Below are 18,490 nucleotides of genomic sequence, written 5' to 3'. Positions count from 1 at the left end.
TGGACGGCGGGGCCGAAACCTGGTGCGAAAGGCGATCACATGGCATCGTCCGTGCCAGGACCCAGCCTGTACGAGATCCAGTCGCCGGCCCCGGAACACAGGGCCCTCAAAACACCACACCAGCGTCGAGTCAGCCCGGGAGCCGCCCCCATGACCGCAAGCGCCAGCCCCGCCCCGCTCTGGGCGCCCGACTCCGGCCGTATCGACGCCGCCGCGATCACCCGCTTCCAGGCATGGGCCGCCGACCGGTACGGCGCTCCCGCCGACGGCGGGTACGCGGCGCTGCACCGCTGGTCCGTCGAGGAACTGGAGACGTTCTGGCGCGCCGTCGCCGACTGGTTCGACATCCGCTTCGCCACCCCGTACGAACGCGTCCTCGGCGACCGCGCCATGCCCGGCGCCCGGTGGTTCCCCGGCGCCACCCTCAACTACGCGGAACACGCCCTGCGCACCGCCGAGGACCCGGCCCGCGCCCAGGAACCGGCCCTCATCCACCTGGACGAGGAGCAGCGGCCGGCCACCATCAGCTGGGCGGAGCTGCGCCGACAGGTGACCGCGCTCGCCGCGGAGCTGCGCCGCCTCGGAGTCCGCCCCGGCGACCGGGTCAGCGGCTACTTCCCCAACATCCCGCAGGCCGTCACCGCGCTGCTCGCCACGGCGGCCGTCGGCGGCGTCTGGACCTCCTGCGCCCCCGACTTCGGCGCCCGCAGCGTCCTGGACCGCTTCCAGCAGGTCGAGCCCGTCGTGCTGATCGCCGTCGACGGCTACCGCTACGGGGGCAAGGAACACGACCGCACCGGGACCGTCGCCGAGCTCCGCCGCGAACTGCCCACACTGCGCGCCGTCATCCATGTCCCGCTGCTGGGCACACCCGCCCCCGAGGGCGCCCTCCCGTGGGCGGACCTGGTCGACGCGGGTGCCTCGCCGGCCGACGGTACCCGGATCGGCGAGGCGAGCGACGTCTTCGAACACGTCCCCTTCGACCATCCCCTGTGGATCCTGTACTCCTCCGGCACCACCGGCCTGCCCAAGGCCATCGTCCAGTCCCAGGGCGGCATCCTGCTGGAGCACTACAAGCAGATCGGCCTGCACTGCGACCTCGGCCCCGAGGACCGGTTCTTCTGGTACACCTCCACCGGCTGGATGATGTGGAACTTCCTCGTCTCCGGCCTGCTCACCGGCACCACCGTCGTGCTGTACGACGGCAGCCCGGGCCACCCCGCCGTGGACGCCCAGTGGGCGGTCGCGGAGCGGACCGGGGCCACCCTGTTCGGCACCTCCGCCGCCTACGTCATGGCCTGCCGCAAGGCCGGCGCGCACCCCGGACGCGACCACGACCTCTCGCGGGTGCGCTGCGTCGCCACCACCGGCTCCCCGCTCCCGCCCGACGGGTTCCGCTGGCTGCACGACGAGGTGGCCGACGACCTGTGGATCGCGTCGGTCAGCGGCGGCACCGACGTGTGCAGCTGCTTCGCCGGCGCCGTCCCCACCCTCCCCGTCCACATCGGCGAACTCCAGGCGGCCTGCCTGGGCACGGACCTCCAGGCGTGGGACGCCCAGGGCCGGCCCGTCGTGGACGAGGTCGGGGAGCTCGTCGTCACCAACCCCATGCCGTCCATGCCGGTCCGCTTCTGGAACGACCCCGACGACCGCCGCTACCGCGAGAGTTACTTCGAGACGTTCCCCGGCGTCTGGCGGCACGGGGACTGGATCACCCTCACCGGCCGCGGCTCGGTCGTGATCCACGGCCGCTCCGACTCCACCCTGAACCGCCAGGGGGTCCGCATGGGCTCCGCGGACATCTACGAGGCGGTCGAACGCCTCCCCGAGATCCGTGAGTCCCTGGTCATCGGCCTGGAACAGCCCGACGGCGGCTACTGGATGCCGCTCTTCGTCCACCTGGCGCCGGACGCCGTCCTCGACGACACACTTCGGGACCGGGTGAAACGGACGATCCGGGACCGGCTCTCACCACGCCATGTGCCCGACGAGATCATCGAAGTCCCCGGAATCCCGCACACGCTGACGGGCAAGCGCATCGAAGTCCCGGTCAAGCGGCTCCTGCAGGGCGCGGCACTGGACCAGGCGGTGAGCGCGGGCTCCGTCGACAACGTCGAACTGCTCCGCTTCTACGAGAAACTCGCCCGCGACCGCGCCTGACCGCCCGGACCGCCCTGTTCCGGGCCCCTGTCGGCGGACGCGTTGTCAGACCCCTCGATTACGGTGAGTGAGTAATGGTCGACCATAAGCAAGGGGGGCATCATGGCGCACGCGGAGTGGTACGGACACACCGGCGGACCGGGCCGGTCGGGACAGGCGGCGGACGGCGGGCGACAAGACAAACGGGGACGGCGAGGCCGCGGGAAAAGAGCAGGGACCAGGGGAGCAGGAACCAGGGGAGCAGGAACCAGGGGAGCAGGAACCAGGGGAGAGAAGAGGAGGGAGAAGCACCTCCGGCGCGGGCTCCGCCGCGAAGTCCCCAGCACCGTCGGGCTGCTGGCGGACGCACACGACTTCGCGGCGATGCGCCGCTACCGCACCTTCGTGTTCGACGACCACGCGGTCTACCTGCGGCACGTCGACACGCTGCTGAAGGAGCTGGCGTCCCAGGGCGTGCCGGCCACGGTCGCCCTCTTCGACCCGGACGAGTACGCGGAGTACTGCGAGGACACCGGCCTGGACCCGGACTCCGTGGCGGGCCGCGGCCACTACACGGCCAGGATCCCCGCGAGCGGCGCGGCCGTCGCCTACACCGGCCAGAGCGTCGACGTCCTCGTCCCGCAGCTCATCAGCACGGCGGTCCGCAAAGCCACCTGGGAGTACGCCACCACACTGCTCGCCGACCTCGGGGACTGCGCCGACTGCGGAGAGGACATCGCGGGCGCGGCCTTCGACCGCGCCTCCCACATGCTGGAGCGGCTGCTCGAAGCGGCCGGTCCCGGAACGCACCACCTCGTGTGCAGCGTCCCCGTCGGGACCGAGCAACTGCTGGCCGTCGTCCACGCCGAGCACCCGGCCGGAGAGCGGCAGCCGGTTCGCATCGGCTCCTCCGAAGCCGCCGAATTCGTCAGCGTGCTCGCCGTGGGCATCGCTCTGGAGAGCGCCGGCGGCGTCGTGCTCCGTACGACGGTGCCGGGCGACGACGACCGCGTGCACGGCTGGCGCCTGGCCCGGTCGAGCCTCGTCCCGCTCACCGCGGGCGAGGTCTTCAACGCCTACTGCACCGACGCGGAGACGGGAGAGCCCCTCGCTCCGGAATCCGGGGTCGACTACCGCGCCGGGTTCGCGGTGAGTCTCGACGACCTGGGCGACACGGGCAGGCACCACTAACGGCGACCGGGGCCGGCCGAGGACGAGCGAGGACCACCGAGGCCCGGTGAAACCGAAGGGGCTTCCCGCCGGGAAGCCGGCGGGAAGCCCCTGTCAGCCGAAACGGACGGCGTGCGAGCACCAGGGCCGGGCCGCTGGATCCGCGGACCCGGCGACGGGGCCGGTCACTCGCCCGACAGCACCGCCTGCGCGGCCTGCCGTGCCTCGTCGGCACTGTCCGCCGCCCGGGCGGCGGAAGCGGCACGCTCACACTGCGCCAGGGTGTGCTGCGCCAGAGCGGCCCGTACGTACGGGATCGAGGCCGCGCCCATCGACAAGGAGGTCACGCCCAGCCCCGTGAGCACACACGCCAGCAGTGGATCGGAGGCCGCCTCGCCACAGACACCACAGCTCTTGCCCTCGGCCTTGGCGGCCTCGGCCGACAGCGCCACCAGATCGAGCAGCGCCGGCTGCCACGGGTCCTGCAGCCGGGACACCGCGCCCACCTGCCGGTCGGCCGCGAAGGTGTACTGCGCCAGGTCATTGGTCCCGAGCGAAAGGAACTCGACCTCCTGAAGAACCGAGCGCGCCCGCAGCGCGGCGGACGGGATCTCCACCATCGCCCCGAACTTCGCGCGGAGACCGGCCGCACGGCAGGCGTCCGCGAACGCCTTGGCATCCGCGCGGTCCGCCACCATCGGCGCCATGACCTCCAGATACACCGGCAGTCCCTCGGCGGCCTTCGACAACGCGGTCAGCTGGGTCCGCAGCACGTCCGGGTGGTCCAGCAGGGACCGCAGACCACGCACCCCGAGCGCCGGATTCGGTTCGTCCGCGGGCGTCAGGAAGTCCAGCGGCTTGTCGGCGCCCGCGTCCAGCACCCGCACGACGACCCGGCCCTCGGGAAACGCCTCGAGAACCGTCCGGTACGCCTCGATCTGCTTCTCCTCGGACGGCGCCTGCTCGCTGTCGTCCAGGAAGAGGAACTCGGTGCGGAACAGACCGACGCCCTCGGCCCCGGCATCGACGGCCGCCCGCACGTCCGACGGCCCGCCGATGTTGGCGAGCAGCGGCACCTTGTGCCCGTCCGACGTCGCGCCCGGCCCGGTGGCGGCCGACAGCGCGGCCTTGCGCGCGGCGGCCGCCCGCTCGAGCTCCGCGCGCTTCTCGGTGCCCGGCTCGACGAAGATCTCACCCGTGCTGCCGTCGACCGCGACCACCGTGCCCTCGGCCAGTTCGCCCGCCCCGGGGAGGGCCACCACGGCCGGCACCCCGAGCGCGCGCGCCAGGATCGCGCTGTGACTCGTCGGCCCGCCCTCCTCGGTCACGAAGCCGAGCACCAGGGTCGGGTCCAGCAGCGCGGTGTCGGCGGGCGCCAGGTCCCGGGCGATGAGCACGTACGGCTCGTCGCTGTCCGGCACACCCGGCATCGGAACGCCCAGCAGCCGGGCGACGATACGATTCCGCACATCGTCCAGATCGGCCACCCGCCCGGCCAGGTACTCACCGGCACCGGCGAGCAGCGCACGGTACTGGGCGAACGCGTCGTACACACCACGCTCGGCCGTACTGCCGACGGCGATCCGCCGGTCCACATCGGCCAGCAGCTCCGGGTCCTGCGCCATCATCGCCTGCGCCTCGAGCACGGCCTGGGCCTCGCCGCCGGCCAGGTTGCCGCGGGCGATCAAATCGGCGGCCACCGCTTCCACGGCCTGCCGCGCCCGCCCCTGCTCACGCTCGGCGTCCTGGTCCGGAACCTGCTTGGCCGGCGGTTCCAGCACCGCGGTCCCCATGTGCCGGACCTCGCCGATCGCCACACCGTGACTGACCCCGACGCCTCGCAGCGTTGTCTCCATCTCATCCGTCCCCGGTCGAGCCGCGGCGCTCAGAGCACCACGGCGTATCTATGACGAGCGTCCCGCGCTCGTCCCTGGCAAACAACGGTGGTGCCACCGTCGGCCGCGATGTCACCGCCACTGGAAAAGAGAGTCGCCGGCCGCGACCTCGCCGTCCTCACGGAGATCACCGAGGGCGTCCGCGGTGGCCTCCAGCGCCACGACCGGACAGATCGGGGACTTCCCGGCCGCCTCCACCGCGGCGGGATCCCACCGCACGAGAGGCTGGCCACGCGTGACCGTGTCCCCCTTGCCGACGAGCAGCTCGAAACCCTCACCGTTGAGCTGCACGGTGTCGATGCCCAGATGCGTCAGCACACCGTGCCCGGTCGCGTCGACCACCACGAAGGCGTGCGGGTGGAGGGACACCACCACCCCGTCGACCGGCGAGACGGCCGTGCCCGCCGCGCGTACGGGATCGATGGCCATACCGGGCCCCACCATCGCCCCGGCGAACACGGGATCGGGAACAGCGGCGAGTCCAATGGCCCGTCCGGGCAGCGGCGCGGTCACGGTGGTCATGGAGAGCCTCCCAGGGGCCGTAAAGAAGAGCAGCGCCTCACCGTCACAGTCAGTGAGCGGACGGCGGACTGTTGAGAAGGGTAAGTCATGGGAAGTGACGGTTCCGCATAAGAGCTGCCAGTTGAGGGCCCTGGGGGCGCGGAAAGCGATTTGCCTGCGTCGGCCGACCGGATGTACTGTCGTAGACCTGCCTGACCGCAGCGCGACTTCGGGTCGCGGGTTGGCAGCGCCTATCAAGCAATGATCCTCAACTCGGGTCCCTTTTCGCGTGCCGCGAATCGGTGGTCAGGGGGAACGGAAAAGCCTGATAGAGTCGGAGACACGAAATACCGAAGGGAAGCGCCCGGAGGAAAGCCCGAGAGGGTGAGTACGAAGGAAGCGTCCGTTCCTTGAGAACTCAACAGCGTGCCAAAAGTCAACGCCAGATATGTTGATACCCCGACCTTCCCCCAGCTTTGGGGTTGGGTTGAGGTTTCTTTGAAACACAACACAGCGAGGATGCTGTGGACCGTCCGGTCTTATTCCGGCCGACGGTTCCGCTCTCGTGTGTGTGAACCGGATGACCGGTGAAGCATTCACGGAGAGTTTGATCCTGGCTCAGGACGAACGCTGGCGGCGTGCTTAACACATGCAAGTCGAACGATGAAGCCTTTCGGGGTGGATTAGTGGCGAACGGGTGAGTAACACGTGGGCAATCTGCCCTGCACTCTGGGACAAGCCCTGGAAACGGGGTCTAATACCGGATATCACTTTTCCTCGCATGGGGGAGGGTTGAAAGCTCCGGCGGTGCAGGATGAGCCCGCGGCCTATCAGCTTGTTGGTGGGGTGATGGCCTACCAAGGCGACGACGGGTAGCCGGCCTGAGAGGGCGACCGGCCACACTGGGACTGAGACACGGCCCAGACTCCTACGGGAGGCAGCAGTGGGGAATATTGCACAATGGGCGGAAGCCTGATGCAGCGACGCCGCGTGAGGGATGACGGCCTTCGGGTTGTAAACCTCTTTCAGCAGGGAAGAAGCGTGAGTGACGGTACCTGCAGAAGAAGCGCCGGCTAACTACGTGCCAGCAGCCGCGGTAATACGTAGGGCGCAAGCGTTGTCCGGAATTATTGGGCGTAAAGAGCTCGTAGGCGGCTTGTCGCGTCGGTTGTGAAAGCCCGGGGCTTAACCCCGGGTCTGCAGTCGATACGGGCAGGCTAGAGTTCGGTAGGGGAGATCGGAATTCCTGGTGTAGCGGTGAAATGCGCAGATATCAGGAGGAACACCGGTGGCGAAGGCGGATCTCTGGGCCGATACTGACGCTGAGGAGCGAAAGCGTGGGGAGCGAACAGGATTAGATACCCTGGTAGTCCACGCCGTAAACGTTGGGAACTAGGTGTGGGCGACATTCCACGTCGTCCGTGCCGCAGCTAACGCATTAAGTTCCCCGCCTGGGGAGTACGGCCGCAAGGCTAAAACTCAAAGGAATTGACGGGGGCCCGCACAAGCGGCGGAGCATGTGGCTTAATTCGACGCAACGCGAAGAACCTTACCAAGGCTTGACATACGCCGGAAAACCCTGGAGACAGGGTCCCCCTTGTGGTCGGTGTACAGGTGGTGCATGGCTGTCGTCAGCTCGTGTCGTGAGATGTTGGGTTAAGTCCCGCAACGAGCGCAACCCTTGTCCCGTGTTGCCAGCAGGCCCTTGTGGTGCTGGGGACTCACGGGAGACCGCCGGGGTCAACTCGGAGGAAGGTGGGGACGACGTCAAGTCATCATGCCCCTTATGTCTTGGGCTGCACACGTGCTACAATGGCCGGTACAATGAGCTGCGATGCCGTGAGGTGGAGCGAATCTCAAAAAGCCGGTCTCAGTTCGGATTGGGGTCTGCAACTCGACCCCATGAAGTCGGAGTCGCTAGTAATCGCAGATCAGCATTGCTGCGGTGAATACGTTCCCGGGCCTTGTACACACCGCCCGTCACGTCACGAAAGTCGGTAACACCCGAAGCCGGTGGCCCAACCTCCTTGTGGGGAGGGAGCTGTCGAAGGTGGGACTGGCGATTGGGACGAAGTCGTAACAAGGTAGCCGTACCGGAAGGTGCGGCTGGATCACCTCCTTTCTAAGGAGCATCTTGGCTCTTGCTCTTCGGGGCGGGGGTCCAGGGGCCAGTACATCAGCGAGTGTCTGATGCTGGTTGCTCATGGGTGGAACGTTGACTATTCGGCACGGTTTCTCTTGGTTTTGCTAGTACTGCTTCGGCGTGGAACGCAGGGTTGGGAGGGGTCGGGTCGGGCGCGCTGTTGGGTGTCTGAGGGTGCGGCCGTTGTGGTTGTCCTTCAGTTTGCCGGTCCCGGTGAAGCATCGCTTGTGGGTGGTGTGTGACGGGTGGCTGGTCGTTGTTTGAGAACTGCACAGTGGACGCGAGCATCTGTGGCCAAGTTTTTAAGGGCGCACGGTGGATGCCTTGGCACCAGGAACCGATGAAGGACGTGGGAGGCCGCGATAGGCCCCGGGGAGCTGTCAACCGAGCTGTGATCCGGGGGTGTCCGAATGGGGAAACCCGGCAGTCGTCATGGGCTGTCACCCGCTGCTGAACTCATAGGCAGTGTGGAGGGAACGAGGGGAAGTGAAACATCTCAGTACCCTCAGGAAGAGAAAACAACCGTGATTCCGGGAGTAGTGGCGAGCGAAACTGGATGAGGCTAAACCGTATACGTGTGAGACCCGGCAGGGGTTGCGTATGTGGGGTTGTGGGAGCGTGCTTGATCGGTCTGCCGGCCGGTCGGTGAGTCAGAAACCGTATGGGTAGGCGAAGGGCATGCGAAAGGCCCGGCGTAGAGGGTAAGACCCCCGTAGCTGAAATCTGTACGGCTTGCTTGTGCGTTTCCCAAGTAGCATAGGGCCCGAGAAATCCTGTGTGAATCTGGCGGGACCACCCGCTAAGCCTAAATATTCCCTGGTGACCGATAGCGGATAGTACCGTGAGGGAATGGTGAAAAGTACCGCGGGAGCGGAGTGAAATAGTACCTGAAACCGTGTGCCTACAAGCCGTGGGAGCGTCGCTGTGTGTGCTTGCACATGCAGTCGTGACTGCGTGCCTTTTGAAGAATGAGCCTGCGAGTTTGCGGTGTGTTGCGAGGTTAACCCGTGTGGGGGAGCCGTAGCGAAAGCGAGTCCGAATAGGGCGATTTTAGTAGCGCGCTCAAGACCCGAAGCGGAGTGATCTAGCCATGGGCAGGTTGAAGCGGAGGTAAGACTTCGTGGAGGACCGAACCCACCAGGGTTGAAAACCTGGGGGATGACCTGTGGTTAGGGGTGAAAGGCCAATCAAACTCCGTGATAGCTGGTTCTCCCCGAAATGCATTTAGGTGCAGCGTCGTGTGTTTCTTGCCGGAGGTAGAGCACTGGATAGGCGATGGGCCCTACCGGGTTACTGACCTTAGCCAAACTCCGAATGCCGGTAAGTGAGAGCGCGGCAGTGAGACTGTGGGGGATAAGCTCCATGGTCGAGAGGGAAACAGCCCAGAGCATCGACTAAGGCCCCTAAGCGTACGCTAAGTGGGAAAGGATGTGGAGTCGCAGAGACAACCAGGAGGTTGGCTTAGAAGCAGCCATCCTTGAAAGAGTGCGTAATAGCTCACTGGTCAAGTGATTCCGCGCCGACAATGTAGCGGGGCTCAAGCGTACCGCCGAAGTCGTGTCATTGCAGTACATACTCCTAACGGGGACTGTGATGGGTAGGGGAGCGTCGTGTGCCGGGTGAAGCCATGCTGGAAGGTAGTGGTGGATGGTTCACGAGTGAGAATGCAGGCATGAGTAGCGATTCACACGTGGGAAACGTGTGCGCCGATTGACTAAGGGTTCCTGGGTCAAGCTGATCTGCCCAGGGTAAGTCGGGACCTAAGGCGAGGCCGACAGGCGTAGTCGATGGATAACCGGTTGATATTCCGGTACCCGCTTTGAAGCGCCCAGTATCGAATCCATTAATGCTAAGGCCGTGAAGCCGCCCTGATCTCTTCGGAGTTGAGGGGAGTGGTGGAGCCGTCGAACCAAGGTGGTAGTAGGTAAGTGATGGGGTGACGCAGGAAGGTAGTCCAGCCCGGGCGGTGGTTGTCCCGGGGTAAGGGTGTAGGACGTTGTGCAGGTAAATCCGTGCAACTTGTGTCTGAGACCTGATGCCGAGCCGATTGTGGTGAAGTGGATGATCCTATGCTGTCGAGAAAAGCCTCTAGCGAGTTTCATGGCGGCCCGTACCCGAAACCGACTCAGGTGGTCTGGTAGAGAATACCGAGGCGTTCGGGTGAACTATGGTTAAGGAACTCGGCAAAATGCCCCCGTAACTTCGGGAGAAGGGGGGCCATTCTGGGTGATCATCTTTACGGTGTGAGCTTGGGGTGGCCGCAGAGACCAGCGAGAAGCGACTGTTTACTAAAAACACAGGTCCGTGCGAAGCCGTAAGGCGATGTATACGGACTGACGCCTGCCCGGTGCTGGAACGTTAAGGGGACCGGTTAGCTGACTTTCGGGTTGGCGAAGCTGAGAACTTAAGCGCCAGTAAACGGCGGTGGTAACTATAACCATCCTAAGGTAGCGAAATTCCTTGTCGGGTAAGTTCCGACCTGCACGAATGGCGTAACGACTTCTCGGCTGTCTCAACCATAGGCCCGGTGAAATTGCAGTACGAGTAAAGATGCTCGTTTCGCGCAGCAGGACGGAAAGACCCCGGGACCTTTACTACAGTTTGATATTGGTGTTCGGTTCGGCTTGTGTAGGATAGGTGGGAGACTGTGAAGCCCGTACGCCAGTATGGGTGGAGTCGTTGTTGAAATACCACTCTGGTCGTGCTGGATGTCTAACCTGGGTCCGTGATCCGGATCAGGGACAGTGTCTGATGGGTAGTTTAACTGGGGCGGTTGCCTCCTAAAGGGTAACGGAGGCGCCCAAAGGTTCCCTCAGCCTGGTTGGTAATCAGGTGTTGAGTGTAAGTGCACAAGGGAGCTTGACTGTGAGACTGACGGGTCGAGCAGGGACGAAAGTCGGGACTAGTGATCCGGCGGTGGCTTGTGGAAGCGCCGTCGCTCAACGGATAAAAGGTACCCCGGGGATAACAGGCTGATCTTCCCCAAGAGTCCATATCGACGGGATGGTTTGGCACCTCGATGTCGGCTCGTCGCATCCTGGGGCTGGAGTCGGTCCCAAGGGTTGGGCTGTTCGCCCATTAAAGCGGTACGCGAGCTGGGTTTAGAACGTCGTGAGACAGTTCGGTCCCTATCCGCTGTGCGCGTAGGAGTCTTGAGAAGGGCTGTCCCTAGTACGAGAGGACCGGGACGGACGAACCTCTGGTGTGCCAGTTGTTCTGCCAAGGGCATGGCTGGTTGGCTACGTTCGGGAGGGATAACCGCTGAAAGCATCTAAGCGGGAAGCCTGCTTCGAGATGAGGACTCCCACCTCCTTGAGGGGGTAAGGCTCCCAGTAGACGACTGGGTTGATAGGCCGGATATGGAAGCCAGGTGACTGGTGGAGTTGACCGGTACTAATAGGCCGAGGGCTTGTCCTCAGTTGCTCGCGTCCACTGTGTTAGTTCTGAAGTAACGAACGGCCGTGTTGTTTTCCGGTGGTTGTTATCTTCATAGTGTTTCGGTGGTTATTGCGTGAGGGAAACGCCCGGTTACATTCCGAACCCGGAAGCTAAGCCTTTCAGCGCCGATGGTACTGCAGGGGGGACCCTGTGGGAGAGTAGGACGCCGCCGAACAATTGTTGTGGGTATGCCCCGTGTTGAAGGAACCAGGTTTCTTCGGTGCGGGGCATACCTGCGTTCACGGGACGGCCGGCATTTCTGCCCGCGCGTCCCGGCCCCACGGGTCGGCTGACTCCCGTTTCCTGTATGCCCACAGTTCCATGTATGTCCGGTTGCCCCCCATGCGCCGGACGCCTGGTGCTGAGGGTAAAGTCATGAGGCATCGTTGGCACGTTCCACACAGGAGGCCCCCGGGTGGAGGTCCAGGAGACTCGCGTTCAGACGCACCGGGTGCTCACCATCCCCAACGTCCTCAGCATGGCCCGACTCGTAGGCGTTCCGCTCTTCTTGTGGCTGATCCTCCGCCCCGAGTTCGGCGGACCCAACAGCGACGGCTGGGCCCTGCTCGTGCTGGCTCTCAGCGGGATCAGCGACTATCTCGACGGCAAGCTCGCCCGTAAGTGGAACCAGATCAGCAGCCTGGGGAGGCTGCTGGACCCGGCCGCGGACCGGCTGTACATCATTTCCACCCTGGTCGGCCTCACCTGGCGCGAGATCCTGCCCCTGTGGCTCACGGTGGCCCTGCTCAGCCGGGATCTCGTCCTGCTCGTCATGATGGGAATCCTCCGCCGGCACGACTATCCGCCTCTCCAGGTGAGCTTCCTGGGGAAGGCGGCTACCTTCAACTTGATGTATGCCTTCCCGCTCCTGCTCCTCAGTGACGGAAGTGGTTGGCTTGCGTCACTCGCCGAAGTTTTCGGATGGGCGTTCGCAGGATGGGGTACAACTCTCTATTGGTGGGCAGGGATCCTGTATGTGGTCCAGGTCCGCCGTCTCGTCAAAGCGGACACCGTGGCCGATTGAGCTCGTCTCAGTGATTTCGCGGAGTGTGCGTGGGGTCACACTTGACGGCATGGTGGGCTGCTGTCCGGACGAGTGAAGTCGGCGAGACCGTCTCTTCAAGGAGGACGCTTCCGACATGAAGGCCGTCGTGATGGCCGGTGGCGAAGGTACTCGACTTCGTCCCATGACCTCAAGCATGCCCAAGCCGCTCCTTCCGGTCGCCAATCGGCCGATCATGGAGCATGTGCTGCGGTTGCTCAAGCGACATGGGCTCAACGAGACCGTTGTCACTGTGCAATTCCTCGCCTCCCTCGTCAAGAACTACTTCGGTGACGGCGAAGAACTCGGCATGGATCTCAGCTATGCCAACGAGGAGAAGCCGCTCGGCACGGCGGGGAGTGTGAAGAACGCCGAAGAGGCCCTGAAGGACGATGCCTTTCTGGTCATTTCCGGCGATGCTCTCACTGATTTCGACCTGACCGACCTCATCGCTTTCCACAAGGAGAAGGGCGCGCTGGTGACGGTGTGCCTGACCCGGGTGCCGAACCCGCTGGAGTTCGGCATCACCATCGTGGACGAGGAGGGGAAGGTCGAACGCTTCCTGGAGAAGCCCACGTGGGGCCAGGTCTTCTCGGACACCGTGAACACCGGCATCTATGTGATGGAGCCCGAGGTCTTCGACTATGTCGAGGCCGATGTCTCGGTGGACTGGTCCGGCGATGTCTTCCCCCAGCTCATGAAGGAAGGCAAGCCGATCTACGGCTATGTCGCCGAGGGGTACTGGGAGGACGTCGGCACGCACGAGAGCTATGTGAAGGCCCAGGCCGACGTGCTCGAAGGCAAGGTCGACGTCGACATCGACGGATTCGAGATCTCGCCCGGAGTGTGGGTTGCCGAAGGGGCGGAGGTGCATCCGGACGCCGTTCTGCGCGGGCCGCTGTACGTCGGGGACTACGCGAAGGTCGAAGCCGACGCGGAGATCCGCGAGCACACGGTCATCGGCTCCAACGTGGTCGTCAAGACAGGTGCGTTCCTCCACAAGGCCGTGGTCCACGACAACGTTTACATCGGCCAGCACAGTAATTTGCGGGGCTGTGTGATCGGCAAGAACACCGACATCATGCGGGCGTCCCGCATCGAGGACGGCGCCGTCATCGGCGACGAGTGCCTGATCGGTGAGGAATCGATCATCCAGGGCAATGTGCGGGTCTATCCGTTCAAGACGGTGGAGGCCGGAGCGTTCGTCAATACCTCGGTGATCTGGGAGGCCCGCGGCCAGGCGCATCTGTTCGGTGCGCGAGGCGTGTCCGGGGTGCTGAACGTCGAGATCACGCCGGAGGTGGCGGTACGGCTGGCCGGCGCCTATGCCACCACGTTGAAGAAGGGATCCACCGTCACCACGGCGCGTGACCACTCGCGCGGCGCCCGGGCGCTCAAACGGGCCGTGATCTCCTCGCTCCAGTCCAGCGCGATCGACGTGCGGGACCTGGAGAACGTGCCGCTGCCCGTCGCGAGGCAGCAGACGGCGCGGGGTAGCGCGGGCGGGATCATGATCCGGACCTCTCCCGGTGTGCCGGACTCGGTCGACATCATGTTCTTCGACGAGCGGGGCGCCGACCTGTCCCAGGCGGGCCAGCGCAAGCTGGACCGGGTCTACGCGCGGCAGGAGTACCGCCGTGCCTTCCCAGGAGAGGTCGGGGATCTGCACTTCCCGGCCAGCGTCTTCGATTCGTACACCGGTTCGCTGCTGCGCAACGTCAACACCACGGGGATCTCGGAGGCCGGACTCAAGGTCGTGGTCGACGCGTCCAACGGCAGCGCCGGCCTGGTCCTGCCCAGCCTGCTCGGCCGGCTCGGTGTCGACTCGCTGACCATCAACCCCGGCCTGGACGAGTCCAGGCCCACGGAGACGGCTCAGTCACGCCGTTCGGGCATGGTGCGGCTCGGCGAGATCGTCGCGTCGGCCCGGGCCGCGTTCGGTGTCCGGTTCGACCCGGTGGGCGAGCGGCTGTCGCTGGTCGACGAGAAGGGGCGGATCATCGAGGACGACCGGGCCCTGCTGGTGCTGCTGGACCTGGTCGCGGCCGAGCGGCGCAGCGGCCGGGTCGCCCTGCCGGTGACGACCACCAGGATCGCCGAACAGGTCGCCGCGTACCACGGCACTCAGGTGGAGTGGACGACCACCTCCCCCGACGATCTGACCCGGGTGGGCCGGGAGGAGTCCACGATCTTCGGCGGCGACGGGCGCGGGGCCTTCATCGTCCCGGAGTTCAGCAGCGTCTTCGACGGGACGGCGGCCTTCGTCCGGCTGATCGGCCTGGTGGCGCGCACTCAGCTCACACTGTCCCAGATCGACGCCCGTATCCCGCGCGCGCACGTACTGCGCCGGGACCTGGCCACACCGTGGGCCGTCAAGGGGCAGGTGATGAGGAGCGTCGTGGAAGCGGCCGGGGACCGGCAGGTGGACACGACCGACGGTGTACGGGTGGTGGAGGCGGACGGGCGCTGGGTGATGGTGCTGCCCGACCCGGCGGAAGCCGTCACCCATTTGTGGGCGGAGGGCCCCGACGACGCGTCGGCCCAGGCCCTGCTTGACGAGTGGTCGTCCGTGGTCGACGGCGCGGGTCACTAGTGCCCCTCCCGGCAACGTTTGCCCCGTCGCGGCGTCCGGCACGCGCGCTCGCCGCGTTGGCCACAAGCCCAGGTAGCTCCGCTACATGGACTTCCGGCCGCCTTGCGATCACACGCACCGGACGCCGCTCCTTGACGGGCAAACCTTGCCGGTCGCGGCACTAGAGCCCGGGCGGTTCGGAACCGTATGACCGGTGTGCCGCCCGGGCCGGGAGGGGCCGTGCGGCATACCGGTAGGGCCATTCGGCGGTAGCGGCTCCGACGTGCGACGATGTGCGGCATGTCGCAGCAGCCCCCCGTTCGGAGCACTCGCTCCCCCTCGGCGCGTCCCGACGCGTCCATGTCGCTGCTGAACAATGTGATGGATCACAGCCTGGACGAGGGGTACGCGGAGGCAGCCGCCCGCAGGGCCGCCCAGGAGGGCGGGCTGCCACGCACGCTGCGCGCCAAGTTGGGGCTGGCCGCCGGCCTCGTGCTGGCGGCGTTCGTGGTGACGCTGGGGGCGGCGCAGGCGCGGATTTCCGCCCCCGTCGTGGCGAAGGAGCGCGAGGAGCTCATCGACCGGATCGACGCCGAGACGGCCACGGCGGACGGGCTGGAGAGCGCGGTCGAGGAACTCCGCGCGGAGGTCGGCGCGCGGCAGCGCGCGGCCCTGCGCGAGCACGGTGGCGAGCAGGGCGAGCTGGTGGCGCTGCTCTCCGGGGCGACGCCGGTGTCGGGACCGGGCGTGAAGCTGGTGGTGGACGACGCCGAGAACTCCGAGTCGGACGGCGGAGGGCCGCGCGAGAGCGCTGATTTCTCCGACACCGGCCGGGTCCGCGACCGGGACATGCAGCGCGTCGTCAACGGCCTGTGGGAGGCCGGGGCGGAGGCAGTCGCCATCAACGGCCAGCGGCTGACGTCCCTTTCGGCGATCCGGGCCGCGGGAGAGGCCATACTGGTCGACAACAGGCCACTGGTGCCGCCGTACACGGTGCTCGCGGTGGGGGACGGCACAGAGCTGAGCACCGCCTTCCAGGACAGCGCCGACGGCCAGTACCTGCGCACCCTGCGGAAGGACTTCGGCGTCCGCGCCACTCTCTCAGGCCAGGAAGAGGTGCGTCTGCCTGCCGCGCCGAGCCTGATCGTACGTACCGCAGAGCCGAAGGCCGCCGACGCCGGGAAGGGCAACGGGCAGAGCACGGCCGACACTGGGAAGGGCACATCGTGATCGCCGTTTTGGGTCTCGTCGTGGGGGTCGTGGTCGGGTTGTTGGCCCGGCCCGAGGTCCCGGCGGTGGTCGAACCCTATCTGCCGATCGCCGTCGTGGCGGCTCTCGACGCGGTCTTCGGCGGCCTGCGGGCCATGCTGGACGGGATCTTCGTCGACAAGGTCTTCGTCGTCTCGTTCCTCTCCAACGTGGTGGTGGCCGCGCTCATCGTCTTCCTCGGTGACAAGCTGGGCGTGGGCGCGCAGTTGTCCACGGGTGTGGTCGTCGTCTTCGGTATCCGCATCTTCTCCAACGCTGCCGCCATCCGTCGGCATGTGTTCCGGGCGTGAGGCCGATGAGTACGGACGAGACCTCCGGAGCCCGGACCCCCCGGCCGGAGAAGCCCTGTGGGACCACTGGGCCCGAGAGTCGCGGAACCGCCGAGCGGCGGCGTGCCGAGGACACCGCGCCGATGTCGCGCGCGCCACGAGGTGAGCAGGTTCCGCAGGAGTCACGAGTGCCACAGCAGCCCCGTACGCCCGAGGACTTGGCGCGGAGCGCCCCTGAGCCCGGAGGCTCCCACAAGCCCGTTGACCCCCACACGTCCGTTGCTCCCCAAGGGCCCGGGGATTCCCGGACGTCCCCCGGCTCCCGTACAGCTGAGGCGACCCCACAGCTCACCGGGCGCCAGCGGCTGGCCGCCGGGCTGTGGCCGCCGCGGGTGACACGCGCTCAGCTCGTCGTCGCCCTGCTGCTGTTCGGACTCGGACTCGGGCTCGCCATTCAGGTACGGTCCAATAACGACGACAGCGCGCTCAGGGGTGCCCGCCAGGAGGATCTCGTGCGCATCCTCGATGAACTGGACGACCGCACCCAGCGTCTTGAGGATGAGAAGCAGCGCCTGGACGATCAGCGGACCGAGCTGGAGAACAGTTCGGACCAGGCGGAGGAGGCGCGTAAGCAGACGTTGGAGAAGGAACAGCAACTAGGAGTTCTGGCGGGTACGGTCGCGGCACAGGGACCGGGAATCACGCTGAGTGTCGAGGACGCCGTCGGAGCCGTCGAGCCGGACATGCTGCTGGACACCGTTCAGGAGCTGCGGGCCGCGGGTGCCGAGGCGATCCAGGTCAATGACGTGAGGGTGGTCGCCGATACGTACTTCTCGGGTACGGGGGGTGACGTACGGATCGACGGGAACCCGGTGGAGGCGCCGTACATCTTCAAGGTCATCGGCAAACCGCAGGATCTGGAGCCCGCCCTGAACATTCCTGGCGGGGTGGTCCAGACGCTGGAGAAGGAGCAGGCCACGGCCACGGTGGCACGGGCCGAGGAGATCGTTGTGAACGCCTTGCGACCGACGAAGCGGCCTGACTACGCTCGGTCGACATCGCGGTGAGGCGGGGGCGCATGGCAGCTGCCGGACGCGGGCATGAGCTTGCGGGGGGTCGGCGCACGGTCAGCGTGGTGAGTGGTGGAAACTGTCCGGTGGTTTCGGACGTTGTCAAGATGTCCGGGTCGGCAGGTGTGTTCATTCAGGGTTCGTCCTGCCCCACGGGCGGGTCTGTTTCGGTCAAGGGGAATCGCCCGTGAAGTTGTTTGCGAAATTGTTCGGCAAGAGCGCGCGCGAGGAGGGCGGCTCCGCCCGCCATCGTGCCGCGCGCCATGGTCAGGGCGAGGAGCCGGGCGGCGAGCGTCCGCTCTTCCGCGACCAGGTGGGCGGCGAGGGCCTCGGCGCGTCGTCGGTTGACCCTGCTGGTTCCGGCCGCATAGGTTCCTCGGATCCGTACGCATCAGGTGCCCTGGCGGGGCAGTCGCGGCAGGAGGACCCCACGGTGGCGGGTTTGCCGGTTTGTACGCGGTGTGGGCACCGCAATGCCGAGGCCAGTCGGTTCTGCTCCAACTGCGGAGCGCCGCTGCGGGGCGGGGTGCCCCCGGAGCGCGCTTCGGAGACGACCTCGACGATCTCCATCTCGGGCATCGAGGCCTACGACTCCGAGGCGACCGGCCAGACAGCGCTCCCCTCGCTCACTCCCGAGGCCCAGGCCGCGGTGGAGGCGCTGCCGCTGGGATCAGCGCTCCTGGTGGTGCGGCGCGGCCCGAATTCGGGCAGCCGCTTCCTCCTGGACAGCGAGCTGACCACCGCGGGCCGTCATCCGGAGAGCGACATCTTCCTGGACGACGTGACGGTCTCGCGTCGGCACGTGGAGTTCCGCCGGGGCGCGGACGGCCGTTTCACGGTCTCGGACGTCGGCAGCCTCAACGGCACGTACGTCAACCGTGAGCAGGTCGACTCGGTCCTGCTGGCGAACGGTGACGAGGTCCAGATCGGTAAGTACCGGCTGGTCTTCTTCGCGAGCCAGCGGGGCGTGTGACCCTCGGGG

10 protein-coding genes and 3 rRNA genes are annotated in these 18,490 nt (G+C 66.2%); 11 read left to right on the top strand and 2 right to left on the bottom strand.

The genetic code is table 11. The features are described from left to right. Window positions 1–150: 150 nt before the first annotated feature. Together ACU6P3_RS04450 and ACU6P3_RS04445 are read left to right on the top strand one after the other, a co-directional pair. The gene (locus tag ACU6P3_RS04450) at window positions 151–2,160 is read left to right on the top strand and encodes an acetoacetate--CoA ligase (protein ID WP_447196015.1); all 2,010 of its coding nucleotides are present in this window, start codon (window positions 151–153) and stop codon (window positions 2,158–2,160) included. A gap of 102 nt (window positions 2,161–2,262) precedes the next feature. Next, window positions 2,263–3,330: a DUF8829 domain-containing protein gene (locus ACU6P3_RS04445; RefSeq protein ID WP_447196014.1), complete on the top strand. Its 1,068-nt coding sequence runs from the start codon at window positions 2,263–2,265 to the stop codon at window positions 3,328–3,330. A gap of 164 nt (window positions 3,331–3,494) precedes the next feature. On the opposite strand, the gene ptsP is transcribed toward ACU6P3_RS04445, so the two are convergent. Next, window positions 3,495–5,165 (bottom strand): phosphoenolpyruvate--protein phosphotransferase, encoded by a 1,671-nt coding sequence (gene ptsP / locus ACU6P3_RS04440; RefSeq protein WP_447196013.1) that lies wholly within the window; start codon window positions 5,163–5,165, stop codon window positions 3,495–3,497. A gap of 111 nt (window positions 5,166–5,276) precedes the next feature. Beyond that, the gene (locus ACU6P3_RS04435; protein WP_447196012.1) at window positions 5,277–5,726 is read right to left on the bottom strand and encodes a PTS sugar transporter subunit IIA; all 450 of its coding nucleotides are present in this window, start codon (window positions 5,724–5,726) and stop codon (window positions 5,277–5,279) included. A gap of 574 nt (window positions 5,727–6,300) precedes the next feature. Between ACU6P3_RS04435 and ACU6P3_RS04430 the strand changes: the two genes are divergently transcribed. The 9 genes from ACU6P3_RS04430 (at window position 6,301) to ACU6P3_RS04390 (ending at window position 18,481) form a co-directional block, all read left to right on the top strand. Beyond that, window positions 6,301–7,827: ribosomal RNA gene (locus ACU6P3_RS04430) — 16S ribosomal RNA — on the top strand. A gap of 313 nt (window positions 7,828–8,140) precedes the next feature. After that, window positions 8,141–11,265: ribosomal RNA gene (locus ACU6P3_RS04425) — 23S ribosomal RNA — on the top strand. A gap of 79 nt (window positions 11,266–11,344) precedes the next feature. After that, a 5S ribosomal RNA gene (rrf, locus tag ACU6P3_RS04420) occupies window positions 11,345–11,461 on the top strand. The 16S, 23S and 5S rRNA genes sit together here, the layout of an rRNA operon. A gap of 240 nt (window positions 11,462–11,701) precedes the next feature. Beyond that, window positions 11,702–12,310 (top strand): cardiolipin synthase ClsA, encoded by a 609-nt coding sequence (gene clsA, locus ACU6P3_RS04415; protein WP_344284302.1) that lies wholly within the window; start codon window positions 11,702–11,704, stop codon window positions 12,308–12,310. A 115-nt stretch (window positions 12,311–12,425) separates the two neighbouring features. Continuing rightward, complete coding sequence (locus tag ACU6P3_RS04410; protein WP_030757644.1) at window positions 12,426–14,921, top strand: mannose-1-phosphate guanyltransferase; 2,496 nt, start codon at window positions 12,426–12,428, stop codon at window positions 14,919–14,921. Window positions 14,922–15,200: 279 nt separating this feature from the next. Beyond that, window positions 15,201–16,130, top strand: a complete 930-nt coding sequence (locus tag ACU6P3_RS04405) for a DUF881 domain-containing protein (RefSeq protein ID WP_447196011.1) — start codon at window positions 15,201–15,203, stop codon at window positions 16,128–16,130. Beyond that, window positions 16,127–16,459 carry a small basic family protein gene (locus tag ACU6P3_RS04400; RefSeq protein WP_030755737.1) on the top strand — a complete coding sequence of 111 codons (333 nt, stop codon included), beginning with the start codon at window positions 16,127–16,129 and terminating at the stop codon, window positions 16,457–16,459. The genes ACU6P3_RS04405 and ACU6P3_RS04400 overlap by 4 nt, the downstream gene beginning before the upstream one ends. Window positions 16,460–16,581: 122 nt before the next feature. After that, window positions 16,582–17,505, top strand: coding sequence for a DUF881 domain-containing protein (locus ACU6P3_RS04395; RefSeq protein ID WP_447196010.1), 924 nt, complete (start codon window positions 16,582–16,584; stop codon window positions 17,503–17,505). A 148-nt stretch (window positions 17,506–17,653) separates the two neighbouring features. Further along, window positions 17,654–18,481 carry an FHA domain-containing protein gene (locus ACU6P3_RS04390; protein WP_447197761.1) on the top strand — a complete coding sequence of 276 codons (828 nt, stop codon included), beginning with the start codon at window positions 17,654–17,656 and terminating at the stop codon, window positions 18,479–18,481. The last annotated feature ends 9 nt before the right edge of the window (window positions 18,482–18,490 follow it).

This window comes from Streptomyces hebeiensis, from assembly GCF_052983195.1.
The sequence above is the reverse complement of the archived record's forward strand: the minus strand, read 5'-3'. Positions and strand labels throughout refer to the sequence as shown.

Coding starts and splice junctions, on each gene's coding strand:
- ACU6P3_RS04450 (WP_447196015.1), top strand. CDS start 151: ATGACCGCAAGCGCCAGCCCCGCCCCGCTCTGGGCGCCCGACTCCGGC.
- ACU6P3_RS04445 (WP_447196014.1), top strand. CDS start 2,263: ATGGCGCACGCGGAGTGGTACGGACACACCGGCGGACCGGGCCGGTCG.
- ptsP (WP_447196013.1), bottom strand. CDS start 5,165: ATGGAGACAACGCTGCGAGGCGTCGGGGTCAGTCACGGTGTGGCGATC.
- ACU6P3_RS04435 (WP_447196012.1), bottom strand. CDS start 5,726: ATGACCACCGTGACCGCGCCGCTGCCCGGACGGGCCATTGGACTCGCC.
- ACU6P3_RS04410 (WP_030757644.1), top strand. CDS start 12,426: ATGAAGGCCGTCGTGATGGCCGGTGGCGAAGGTACTCGACTTCGTCCC.
- ACU6P3_RS04405 (WP_447196011.1), top strand. CDS start 15,201: ATGTCGCAGCAGCCCCCCGTTCGGAGCACTCGCTCCCCCTCGGCGCGT.
- ACU6P3_RS04395 (WP_447196010.1), top strand. CDS start 16,582: ATGTCGCGCGCGCCACGAGGTGAGCAGGTTCCGCAGGAGTCACGAGTG.